12 protein-coding genes and 1 pseudogene are annotated in these 10,640 nt (G+C 62.6%); 6 read left to right on the forward strand and 7 right to left on the reverse strand.

Going from position 1 to position 10,640, the window contains the following annotated elements; all coding sequences use genetic code 11:
- Nucleotides 1-618 precede the first annotated feature (618 nt).
- A complete protein-coding gene (locus tag RI841_RS10435; protein WP_310705543.1) occupies nt 619-1,365 on the forward strand; it encodes a glycosyltransferase in 747 nt (248 codons plus the stop codon).
- Nucleotide 1,366: 1 nt separating this feature from the next.
- On the opposite strand, the gene RI841_RS10440 is transcribed toward RI841_RS10435, so the two are convergent.
- Together RI841_RS10440 and RI841_RS10445 are read right to left on the reverse strand one after the other, a co-directional pair.
- Nucleotides 1,367-2,074, reverse strand: a complete 708-nt coding sequence (locus tag RI841_RS10440) for a lipopolysaccharide kinase InaA family protein (RefSeq protein WP_310705544.1) — start codon at nt 2,072-2,074, stop codon at nt 1,367-1,369.
- A 12-nt stretch (nt 2,075-2,086) separates the two neighbouring features.
- Nucleotides 2,087-3,154, reverse strand: a complete 1,068-nt coding sequence (locus tag RI841_RS10445; protein ID WP_310705545.1) for a glycosyltransferase — start codon at nt 3,152-3,154, stop codon at nt 2,087-2,089.
- 203 nt (nt 3,155-3,357) lie between these two features.
- Between RI841_RS10445 and RI841_RS10450 the strand changes: the two genes are divergently transcribed.
- Both RI841_RS10450 and RI841_RS10455 read left to right on the forward strand, forming a co-directional pair.
- A complete protein-coding gene (locus RI841_RS10450; RefSeq protein WP_310705546.1) occupies nt 3,358-3,816 on the forward strand; it encodes a TerB family tellurite resistance protein in 459 nt (152 codons plus the stop codon).
- 81 nt (nt 3,817-3,897) lie between these two features.
- On the forward strand, nt 3,898-5,145 hold the full coding sequence (locus RI841_RS10455; protein WP_310705547.1) for an FAD-binding oxidoreductase: 1,248 nt from the start codon (nt 3,898-3,900) through the stop codon (nt 5,143-5,145).
- 107 nt (nt 5,146-5,252) lie between these two features.
- Here the strand turns inward: RI841_RS10455 and RI841_RS10460 are convergent, their stop codons facing one another.
- Nucleotides 5,253-5,678 carry a hypothetical protein gene (locus tag RI841_RS10460; RefSeq protein ID WP_310705548.1) on the reverse strand — a complete coding sequence of 142 codons (426 nt, stop codon included), beginning with the start codon at nt 5,676-5,678 and terminating at the stop codon, nt 5,253-5,255.
- 318 nt (nt 5,679-5,996) lie between these two features.
- On the opposite strand from RI841_RS10460, the gene pyrC reads away from it, so the two are divergent.
- From pyrC to RI841_RS10475, 3 genes are all read left to right on the forward strand, one after another.
- Entirely contained in the window at nt 5,997-7,040 is a 1,044-nt protein-coding gene (gene pyrC / locus RI841_RS10465; RefSeq protein WP_310705549.1) for a dihydroorotase, read from the forward strand.
- A 61-nt stretch (nt 7,041-7,101) separates the two neighbouring features.
- Nucleotides 7,102-7,404: a helix-turn-helix transcriptional regulator gene (locus tag RI841_RS10470; RefSeq protein ID WP_310705550.1), complete on the forward strand. Its 303-nt coding sequence runs from the start codon at nt 7,102-7,104 to the stop codon at nt 7,402-7,404.
- On the forward strand, nt 7,394-8,650 hold the full coding sequence (locus tag RI841_RS10475) for a HipA domain-containing protein (RefSeq protein ID WP_310705551.1): 1,257 nt from the start codon (nt 7,394-7,396) through the stop codon (nt 8,648-8,650). Before RI841_RS10470 ends, RI841_RS10475 begins: the two co-directional genes overlap by 11 nt.
- An 18-nt stretch (nt 8,651-8,668) precedes the next feature.
- On the opposite strand, the gene RI841_RS10480 is transcribed toward RI841_RS10475, so the two are convergent.
- The 4 genes and pseudogenes from RI841_RS10480 to RI841_RS10495 all read right to left on the reverse strand — a co-directional run.
- Nucleotides 8,669-9,148 (reverse strand): prolyl oligopeptidase family serine peptidase, encoded by a 480-nt coding sequence (locus RI841_RS10480; protein ID WP_310705552.1) that lies wholly within the window; start codon nt 9,146-9,148, stop codon nt 8,669-8,671.
- A gap of 2 nt (nt 9,149-9,150) precedes the next feature.
- Nucleotides 9,151-9,885 (reverse strand): 5'-methylthioadenosine/S-adenosylhomocysteine nucleosidase, encoded by a 735-nt coding sequence (mtnN, locus tag RI841_RS10485; RefSeq protein ID WP_310705553.1) that lies wholly within the window; start codon nt 9,883-9,885, stop codon nt 9,151-9,153.
- Complete coding sequence (locus RI841_RS10490; RefSeq protein WP_310705554.1) at nt 9,882-10,349, reverse strand: S-ribosylhomocysteine lyase; 468 nt, start codon at nt 10,347-10,349, stop codon at nt 9,882-9,884. Before RI841_RS10490 ends, mtnN begins: the two co-directional genes overlap by 4 nt.
- Before the next feature lie 76 nt (nt 10,350-10,425).
- Nucleotides 10,426-10,640, reverse strand: a pseudogene (locus RI841_RS10495) (bifunctional methylenetetrahydrofolate dehydrogenase/methenyltetrahydrofolate cyclohydrolase); the annotation flags it as partial.

Genomic DNA, 10,640 nt, shown 5'->3' on the forward strand with positions numbered 1-10,640 from the left:
AAGCCGCCCATCAAGGAGAGCTGGCTGGATGATTTCCAGCCGGAGACGGTAGCGGCACGTTTTATTTCATATTCACCAGAGGTTGAAAATTTGGCTAATGCCACCTAACAAGAGTATTGGTTCGCCAGGATTGGAGTCTGTGAGTGAATTTCAGATTGTTTCATGAGACATCGCGCCTGACGATTCTTGGTGACAGGCCTGGTTGGCCGAATATATCCCTGCTCAGGGATCTTTTCTCATGGTGGCGGCATGCAGCAGGACAGTGATGTGGCCCCGAGGGTGAGTGTGTTATTTATCATCGATCATCTGGATACTGGAGGGGCACCTGCAGTGGTCCGGAGATTGTGTTGGGCTTTTTCCAGAATCTCGGTGCCTGTAACGCTGGTCATCTTGAGCGATAGAATATCCGGCGAGCTACCGGCAGGCACTCATGTCCACATGTTATCTTTTCAGAGTAGAAACCGCTGGCAGCGAATACGGCGATATGAGCTGCATTCGCGGTTGTTGGATACGTTGATAGCAGATAAAGGTGTTAAGCCATCTCTGGTTGTTTCTCACTTGCATTATGCGCATCAAGTGACTGCCCGGTCCTCGCTTTCATTAGAAGCATGGTATTGCTTGCATTCTGATCCGGCTAGAGAGCTTCTCGGAAAAAAGAGGGGGCTTGCGAGACTGAAAAAAGGGCGAAGTGTTCGTCGACTCTATAATGGAAAGAAAGTGATGGGAGTTTCGAATGGGATCGTTGATTCTCTCGAACGTTTCTTTTCGGTAAAGCCTGCTTCCAAGGTCGCTATACATAATCCTATCGAGATAGAGACGATAAGAAGCCTGGCGAAGGCAGAGGTCGATGATTGCTTGCCAAGGGAATATGTGGTTTTTGTAGGACGATTGGAGCAGCGCTCAAAAAGGTTTGACAGGCTGTTGAGTGCATATCGATACAGTGCATTACGTATGCCCATGGTTATTGTTGGAGAGGGTGGCGATAAATCTTTTATAGAGAGTATGATACATAGGCTTGAGCTCGGTGGTCGGGTTATCCTGCTTGGCCATCGTGATAATCCTTATCCATTCATGTGGCGTGCAAAGGCCCTTTTGCTGAGTTCGGACTATGAAGGGTTTTCACTCGTTCTTGCTGAGGCGTTGGCATGCGGTACGCCAGTGGTCAGTACTGATTGTCCATCTGGACCCAGTGAGATTCTGGCAGGAGGTCTTTCGAATTATCTCGTGCCTCTGGATGACGGGCGCCAGCTGGGGAGTGCACTCAGGAGGGTAGTAGAGAATCCGCCTGATATTCCTGAGGACATCGTAGATGACTTCGACTCGGAAAGGGTGGCAAAACGATATCTGTCATTGGAGGAAAGCTAGTTCAGCAGGACTTGAATAATTTGGCGAGCTCAGCGACGGCCTGCTTTCGATAGGCGGCGCCATAAAGCTTATGGTCTGTCAGACTTGCCTCCAGCGCCGGCCACTGGTCGGCGCTTTTCGTTGGCAGCCGACGCACGTGGGAGTCGATCCAGAGAAGCTCGTCGTTCTTGCCGACGAGCAGGTTGTTGTAGTGCAGGTCGCGGTGCACGTAGCCGGCATGGGCAAGCCGGGCAACCTCTTGGCAGAAGCGTTCCAGGAAGGCGAATCGGCCTTCTTCGTCCAGTTCAACGAAGACGTCGCCGCCGGGCCTGGCGTCCTGCAAGTGTTCCATCAGCAGCAGCGAAGCGTTGCGGTTGCCGGGGTTGAGCGAGATGCCCCAGCCGTGGCAGCGGGGGGTCTTCAGGCCGGCGCGACGCAGAATTCCCAGGCTGAGGTACTCCTTGCGGGCATCGGACTGGCCCAGCCAGCGCTTCTCCAGGTAGTCACGCAGCAGCCACTTCAGCGGGGCCTCTCTCTTTTGTACCTTGTCCGGCACCACCTTGGCGAGTATCTGCTGGTCGGCCGAGACATAGAAGCGGCTGCTGCCCACCGCCTCGAAGGCTTCGGTAGTGGTGGTACTGGCCAGTGCCAGTCGGTCCGGAAGGCCATCCGGATGGAATACCAGATAACGCCGGCGGCGGTCATTGAAGGGGATGTCTAGCAGCGTCACATCATGTCCTGATCACAGGGCCTCGAACTGGGGCAGCACGCTATCCTTGAGGAACTGACGGTAGTGGCGTTCCTCGATCTCGATGGGGGCCTGGTCCATGCGCTCGATCGCATCGGCCAGGCCCTTTTCGTTTTCCGGAGCCACCAGGAAGTCGGCAAGTTCCTGGGTGAGGATCTCCTGCGGCCCGCTGGGGCAGTCGACGCTGATCACCGGGGTGTGCAGCAGTAACGCCTCGATCAGCACTCGGGGGAGGCCCTCGGCATCCGAGGTCAGGATCATCGCCTTGGCGGCCTCGATCCATGGATAGGGATTGTGGTGGTAGCCGGCGAAGATGACCTTGTCCTCCAGGCCGAGCTCGGCCACCTGGCGCCGCAGGGTGGCCTCGTGCTCCGGCTTGCCCTTGCCCATGATGACCAGCGGGGTGGCCACGCCGCTCTCGGCATAGGCGCGCAGCAGGCGATCGTGGCGCTTGCGGGGCTCCAGCGCGGCCACGCAGAGGAAGAACTCCCCAGCGGGAAGCTCGGCAGGTTCCGCCGCCATCTCGACGAAGGGGGCGCGTTCGTAGGGATTATAGATGGCAAGGATGCGTTCGGCGTCGAGCCCCACCACGTTCTCGAGGTTCTCCTTCACTCCCCGGGAGACAGCGATGACCTGCCGGCCGTCGTAGAAGCGGCGTACCTTGTCGAAGGCGCGCTCGCGCTTCCTCGGGTCATTGAACTTGGCCGAGACATCGGATTTCACCCAGAAGTAGAGGTTGGGATGGTGAAGATGCCGGGTGATCTTGTCGCAGGAGCAGGAGATCACCACGTCCGGTCGCCAGGCCTCGAGGGCATGGGCGATCTTTCGTGTCTGCCATTTCTCGGTCAGCACCGTGGTGGTGGCCTTGGTGAAGGAGGTCACCACACCGAGATTCTCGATCTCGAGCCCTTCCGGGATGCGGTGTTCCACCCGCTCGCGCAGGGTGAAGACGATGACTGGGTGGCCGCGTTGGCGGAGCTGGTCAGCGGTATAGAGCAGCGACTTCTGGGCACCACCGCCGTACAGATCTTCGATGATGAAGGCGAAGCGTTTGGGGGGCACGGTCGGCTCCATGCAACGTGAATGCGCAGCATGCTACCACAGCTGGGGAAGGGCGTGGCAGGGCATCCAACCGGGCAACTGGGGGAAGGTTGGTGATCATCGCGGGTGAGGTCGATTTGTGACCTTTTGCGTTGTCCGCTGTCTTGAAGTGATAGCATTCATCAATCACGAAACATCGGCTGACCGGGTAGGAAGGGGACGTGATGATCGACTCGATTCAGCGTTTTTTCAGCGAGATGATGGCCAGCGGTGGAGGCGCCGAGCAGGCGGCCCCCACGCTGGAGCTGGCCACGGCGGCGCTGCTCTTCGAGGTGGCGCGCGCCGACTATCACCTCGACGACAGCGAGGTCGTGCTGCTGCGCGAGCTGCTGCAGCGACGCTTTGGCCTGGAGGACGCGGATCTCGACGAGCTGATGCGGCTGGCCCGGGAAGAGGCCGATTCGGCGGTGGATCACTATCAGTTCGTCAGCCTGGTCAAGGGGCACTTTGACTACGAGCAGCGCTGCGAGCTGGTGCGCATGATGTGGCTGTTGTCGCTGGCCGACGGTGAACAGCATCACCTCGAGGAGCACCGTATCCGGCGCCTGGCCGAGCTATTGCATGTCAGCCACTCGGACTTCATCCGGGCCAAGCTGAGGGCGCAGGAGGATGCGGCCGGCTGATGCCGAGCCCCGGCTTTCCCTTCGCGGAGAGAAGGTGCATGCTCGGTTCCAGCCCCCGAACATCGGACAAGGAGTCAGAATATGGCGCGTGAGATCGTGGTGATGGGTGCCGGTATGGTCGGTGTATCGGTGGCCTGGCACCTGGCGCGGTGTGGGCACTCGGTGACTCTGGTCGATCGCCGGGAGCCGGGGCGCGAGACCTCATTCGGCAATGCCGGCATCATCCAGCGCGAGGCGGTGCAGCCCTATCCCTTTCCGCGGGATCTCGCCACCATGCTGCGGGTATTGCCCAACCGCCAGGTGGATATCCGCTATCGGCCCGGCGGTATGCTGGCGTCCGCGTGGCCGCTGCTGCAGTACTGGCGGAATTCTGCCCCTCGACGTTATGCGCGCATCGTCCCCGAATACGCCTCGCTGATTTGCCTGTCGCTGGAGGCCCATGCCCCGATGGTCGAGGCAGCCGGGGCCGACGCCCTGGTGCGTCGCGAGGGGTGGCTGGAGATCTATCGCAACCGGGAGGCCATGTCGGCGCGCCTGCGCGGTGCAGAGGCCAACGCCGAGCGCTTTGGCGTCCGCTACCGGGCTTTGGACGCCGGCGAGTTGGCCGCGATGGAGCCCGACCTGAGCGATGACCTGGCCGGGGCGATCCACTGGGAGCAACCCTGGACGGTGGCCGATCCCGGTGCCCTGGTACAGGCCTATGCCCGTAGCTTTGAAGCGGAAGGGGGGCGCGTGTGGCAGGCGGACGTGACCGACGTCACTCGCCATGGCAGCGGTTGGCGGGTGGCCACGTCCCAGGGCGTGCTGGAGGCCGAGCAGGTGGTGATGGCCATGGGGCCCTGGTCGGGGAGCTGGCTCTCACGCCTGGGCCTGGAGGTCCCGTTGTTCGTCAAGCGCGGCTATCACATGCATTACGGGGTGACGGGAGCGGCAAGGCTCAACCACTGGGTGATGGATGCCGAGGTTGGTTACCTGCTGGCCCCCATGCAGGCGGGGATCCGCCTTACCACTGGTGCTGAGCTGGAGCGCCTCGAGGCGCCGCCGCATCTTGAACAGCTGGTTGCCGCCGAGCGCGTGGCGAAAAAGCTGTTTCCCTTGGGTGAGCGGTTGGATGACGAGCCCTGGAAGGGGGCGCGCCCCTGTACGCCGGACATGAAGCCGGTGATCGGCCCGGCGCCGGGGCAGGACGGGCTCTGGCTGGCGCTCGGTCATGGCCATCAGGGCTTTACCCTGGGGCCGGCCACCGGGCGCCTGCTGTCCCAGATGATGGACGGCGAGCGTCCGGAAATCGACATGGCGCCGTTCCGGGCCGATCGGTTCCGAGGCTGACTTTTTGTAGGAGCGGTCGGTTCGACGCAAATCGCCGTGCAAGCACGGCTCCCACAAGGGCTTTGCCCCTTGCATCGCGATGGCGATTCGCATCCTCGTGAGGCGGGTTACCGCTTGGCCTTGCGCTTCCGCTGGGCCAGGTGGATCAGCAGCTTGATCACCAGGGTGAAGACAAATACCAGCCAGCCGGCGGTGGCCAGCACATTGAACAGCAGCATCTTCTGCTCGCCGTTCATTGGCGTGATGAGGTGGTCGATGATGATAGCCAGCAGGAAGGCCAGGACCAGCGGTAGGGCGAGGATGTGCATCCACATCTCGGTGCGCCGTTTGCGAACATGGTAGCGGCCGAGTAGCACGCGGATGGGGCGGTGAACGAAGCTGATCAGGATCAGGCTGCCGGCCATCAGAAGGGCGGCGAGGCTGGGTTCGATGCTGCCAAGGTGTGCGGAGATGCTCACCGACCAGTAGAGCACCAGCCACATCAGGCCGGCCAGGATGGCAACGATATCGGCGTAGTGTCTTACCTTGGGCATCGAGTCCTCATGAGTGGCCGGGCGTCGATGGTGATGCCGACGCTGGCGTCATGATACGGCATTCAGCGTCGCTTGAAGAGTCTGCGTACTCAGTACCAGCGGTTGATGAGCAGGGCCGCGAAGCTCGGCGAGCAGCTCGACCATTGCATCGGCGTCATGCTCTCGCCGACCCATCAGGCGGCCATCAGCGCGGTCCACACGGCCTCCAGCACCAGGGTGACCGGGGCCGGTCACTCTTCTAGCGTGTCCTCGGGTAGTCGGCACGGTTGCGATATACTGTCGCCAGACGACACCCACGCTTACGACACAGGACCTACCGTGAACTCAATCACCCTGACCCGCCCGGACGACTGGCACCTTCACCTGCGCGACGGCGAGGCCATGGCCGCCGTGGTGGCCGCCAGTGCCCGTCAGATGAGCCGTGCCATCATCATGCCGAACCTCAAGCCGCCTGTGACCACCACCGAACAGGCGCTGGCCTATCGCGAGCGGATCCTCGCAGCGCTGCCTGCCGGAACCCATTTCGAGCCGCTGATGACCCTCTACCTGACCGACGAGACGCCGGCCGAGGAGATCGAGCGAGCGCATGCCAGCGGCCTGGTACAGGCGGTGAAGCTCTATCCTGCCGGGGCGACCACCAATTCGGCCTCCGGCGTCACCGACCTGGCCCATTGCGACGCGGCCATCGCCGCCATGTCGCGGCTGGGCATTCCGTTGCTGGTACATGGCGAGGTCACCGATGCCGATATCGATATCTTCGACCGCGAGGCGGTGTTCATCGAACGGGTCATGAAGCCCCTGCTCGAGCGCCACCCGGATCTGAAGGTAGTCTTCGAGCACATCACCACGGCGGAGGCCGCCGACTTCGTGGTCGCGGCGCCGGCCAATGTCGCCGCGACCATCACCGTTCATCACCTGCTGTTCAACCGCAACCACATGCTGGTGGGCGGCATCCGCCCCCACTACTACTGCCTGCCGATCCTCAAGCGCGAGCGCCACCGCCAGGCGCTGCTGGCCGCCGCCACCTCGGGTAATCCCAAGTTCTTCCTGGGGACCGACAGCGCCCCCCATGCCCGCGGTGACAAGGAGAGCGCCTGCGGCTGTGCGGGGGCCTTCACGGCGCCCGCGGCCCTGGAGCTCTATGTCACCGCCTTCGAGCAGGCCGGGGCCCTGGAGCGCCTGGAGGGGTTCGCCAGCCACTTCGGTCCCGACTTCTACGGCCTGCCGCGCAATGCCGACACCGTCACGCTGGTGCGCGAGCCCTGGCAGTTGCCCGAGGTGCTGCCCTATGCCGAGGGGCAGACCATCGTGCCCCTGGCCGCCGGCGAGACGCTCGACTGGAGGTTCCAGGAAACAACCTGATCTCGTCAGGCATCGTATTCGTTGCTATTATTTGCTTAAAGCAACGAATACGGTGCAAAGCATGTCCCTCCACGAGCAACTCAAGGCGCGGCGTCGTGCGCTCTCCCTGACACAGCAACAGGTGGCCACGCGCGTCGGTATGACCCGTCAGCAGTACCAGCGGCTGGAAGCGGGGGGGAACCCGCGTCTGGAGACTCTCAACCAGGCCGCTGACGGTCTGAATGCCCGCTTGATGTTGATTCCCATCGAGAAGTGGCATGCGGTACTGGCGCTGCTCGACGAAGGGCAGTCGTCTCGCCCCCCGCTGGATGTGGACCCCTGGCAAGGGCTCCTCGACGATGAGGAGGATGACCATGGCCAATGAGCCCGTCGAGATGCTCGAGTTTTCGCTTCACGGTCGTCGAGTGGCTTACCAGGCGGGCTACCGGGGAGGGCGCAATGTCCTGGTGTTCGATGAGGCCTGGCGGCTTGACCCTGGCCGGCCCACCCTGACCCTGACTCTGATGGCGGGCTTTCCTCGGGCCGACGCGATGATGGAGACCGCCTGGATTCGCCAGCAGCGCCTCCACCCTTGGTTCTCCAACCTGTTGCCCGAAGGGGCTCTGCGTGACTGGCTGGCCTCACGCCTGAAGGTGCATCCTGACAACGAGTTTCCCTTGCTGGCCAGGTTGGGGCATGACTTACCAGGGGCGCTCGTGGCAACCCCGGTAATGCCGGATGACATGCCGGATTGGGTACTTTCCCATCGTCGTAGCGTGACTCCCGTCCCGCAGCAGGCTCGAGGAGGCACAGGATTCTCCCTGGCCGGTGTGCAGATGAAGTTTTCCATGCGCGAAAGTGAAGGACGTTTCATGCTGTCGGGTGGGGATGGGGCCGGGAACTGGATCATCAAGCCGCCTTCCGCACGCCACCCCTGGTTACCCGAAGCCGAATTCACGTCCATGCGGCTGGCCGAGAGTGCCGGGGTGGAGATCCCCGAGATTCGACTGATTCCGCTGGACGCCTTGGAAGGCTTGCCCGATATCAACTTGCCTGACGCGTCACATGCCTATGCCATTCGGCGCTTCGATCGCGTTGAAGACACGCGTGTCCATACCGAGGACATGGCGCAGGTCCTGTTTCGCTATCCTCACGAGAAATACGATGGCCCGAGCTATGAACAGATTGGACGCCTGTTGCGGGAGTTCACCGGAGATGGGCTGGCGTCGGTTCAGGCGTTCGCACGCCGGCTGCTGGTGAACATTTTGCTGGCGAACGGAGACGCGCATCTCAAGAACTGGAGCTTGCTTTATCCAGACCAGCACACGCCCAAGATGGCCCCGGCCTATGACATCGTGACGACGCGGGCCTATATCGAGGGTGAGCGCGAGGCGGCCTTGAATCTGAATGGAAAAAAGGACTGGTATCGGCTCAGCGAAGACGATTTTCGCTGTTGGTCGGATAAGGTGGGTGTGTCCTGGCCGGCCATTCGGCAAGTGCTTGCCGAGACGGTCGAGCGTGCCAGGTGCCAGTGGCCGTCACAGCTTTCGACACTGCCTATGGCAGAGGCGCATCAACGTGTGTTGAGAGATCATTGGAAACAGCTGGCGCCGGAGTGGCGTATCGGGTGAGGGTGGGCTGTATGGTGCTTACTGCATTTGCCGGTCGAGAAAGGCGATGCCGGCCTCGATGGCGCTGTCGCGCGTCAGGAAGCTGGTGACGTGCCCGCGGTAGTGCTGCAGATAGAGCTCGCTCTCCACCCCCTGGGCGAGGAGTTCGGCGTGGAAGTCGGTGGCATGATCCACCGGGACCAGGCTGTCCCAGCGGCCTTGGAAGAGGAAATGAGGCGGAGTGTCAGCATCGACATGGGTGATCGGTGAGGCCAGCCGGTAGGCGTCGGGCCGCTCGGCCCGGGTGCTGCCGAAGAATTCCACCACCAGGCGCCCGTCATCGAACTTGAAGAGATCGCTCGGCAGTCCGCCGCCCAGGCGTTCGACGGCATAGTCGGCTGGCGCCCCGTCGTGCCGGGAGGTGGTCTCGCCATTGCGGTCGAGGTGGGTCGCGCAGCCGGTCAGCAGCAGGGACAGGCACAGGGCCAGTCCCCACCCGCTACGCGTGAGACGCGCCATGCTCAGCCCTCGACGGTATCGGCCTGCCGGCTGTGGTGACCCAGGCGGTCGACCATGGCCGTGACCATGCGCGTGGAGTGGTCGGCCGCCTTCTCCAGGAACTCGCTGAAGGAGAGGTGGTTGTCGCCGCCGCCGGCGATGTCCGAGAGCGCGCGGATGACCACGAAGGGGCAGCCGTAGTGGTGGCAGGTCTGGGCGATCGCCGCGGCCTCCATCTCGGCGGCCAGCATGGTAGGGAAGCGCGAGCGGGTCGTCGCCACCAGCTCGGGGCAGGCCATGAAGACGTCGCCGGTGGCGATCAGGCCCTCCACGACGTTGACCTCGCCCAGCGCCTCGACGCACTCCCTGGCCATGGTGACCAGCCGCGCGTCCGGGAAGTAGGCGGCGGGCATATTGGGTACCTGGCCGTGCTCGTAGCCGAACACCACGGCGTCGACGTCGTGGTGGCGCACCTCGCTGGAGACGACCACGTCACCGATCTCGAGCCCCTCGCCGAAACCGCCGGCGGAGCCGGTGTTGATGATCGCCTCGGGGTGGTAGACGTCCAGCAGCAGGGTGGTGCCGATGGCGGCATTCACCTTGCCGATGCCGGACTGCAGGATCACGACGTCGACGCCGTGCAGCTTGCCGAGATGGAAGGTGCAACCCACGTGCTCACGAGTGCGGCGGTCCTCCAGCTGTGCGGCGAGCGCGGCGACCTCCTGGGCCATGGCGCCGATGATGCCGATGCGCTTCATGCGAATACCTGGGTCCATTCGTCCCGCTTGGCCAGGAAGCCGCGGGCGATCTCCTTGGCGCCCTCGAGGCTGTGGCTCGCCGCCCAGCCACACTGCATCTCGTTGCAGGCCGGCACTTCGCTGGCCTCGAGCACGTCCTTCAGGGTGCCTTCCAGCAGGTCGAGCACACCCTGGTAGTCGTCGTGGTTGATCATTGCCACGTAGAAGCCGGTCTGGCAGCCCATGGGGCTGATGTCGACCACTTTCTCCGAATGGTTTCGCGAAAGCTCGGCCATCAGGTGCTCCAGGGAGTGCAGCCCGGGCATCTCCATGTGGTCCTGGTTGGGCTGGCAGATACGCATGTCGTACTTGTGGATGGTATCGCCGTGCTTGCCGGTCTTGATGTCGGCCAGGCGGATGTAGGGGGCCTTCACCTTGGTGTGATCGAGGTTGAAGCTTTCGACGTTCATCTTCTTGTCGGTCATCGGGAGACCTCGCGAGTCGGAAAAAATGGGCAGCCAATCTTAGCGGAATTCGACGAAAGGTGCAGTACGCGCCTTGCTACTGCTCAGCGTCGTGCATATCGGCGGCCTGCAGGGTGTTCTCGAGCAGGGTGGCCACGGTCATGGGGCCGACGCCGCCGGGGACCGGGGTGATCCAGCTGGCACGCTCGGCGGCCGGGGCGAAGTCGATGTCGCCGATCAGGCGGCCGTCCTCCTGGCGGTTGATGCCCACGTCGATGACGATGGCACCGGGCTTGATCCACTCGCCCTTGA

The organism is Halomonas sp., assembly GCF_031581305.1.
Classification (GTDB): domain Bacteria; phylum Pseudomonadota; class Gammaproteobacteria; order Pseudomonadales; family Halomonadaceae; genus Halomonas.

Coding starts and splice junctions, on each gene's coding strand:
- RI841_RS10450 (WP_310705546.1), top strand. CDS start 3,358: ATGATCGACTCGATTCAGCGTTTTTTCAGCGAGATGATGGCCAGCGGT.
- mtnN (WP_310705553.1), bottom strand. CDS start 9,885: ATGAAGCGCATCGGCATCATCGGCGCCATGGCCCAGGAGGTCGCCGCG.
- RI841_RS10480 (WP_310705552.1), bottom strand. CDS start 9,148: ATGGCGCGTCTCACGCGTAGCGGGTGGGGACTGGCCCTGTGCCTGTCC.
- RI841_RS10475 (WP_310705551.1), top strand. CDS start 7,394: ATGGCCAATGAGCCCGTCGAGATGCTCGAGTTTTCGCTTCACGGTCGT.
- RI841_RS10490 (WP_310705554.1), bottom strand. CDS start 10,349: ATGACCGACAAGAAGATGAACGTCGAAAGCTTCAACCTCGATCACACC.
- RI841_RS10455 (WP_310705547.1), top strand. CDS start 3,898: ATGGCGCGTGAGATCGTGGTGATGGGTGCCGGTATGGTCGGTGTATCG.
- RI841_RS10470 (WP_310705550.1), top strand. CDS start 7,102: ATGTCCCTCCACGAGCAACTCAAGGCGCGGCGTCGTGCGCTCTCCCTG.
- RI841_RS10460 (WP_310705548.1), bottom strand. CDS start 5,678: ATGCCCAAGGTAAGACACTACGCCGATATCGTTGCCATCCTGGCCGGC.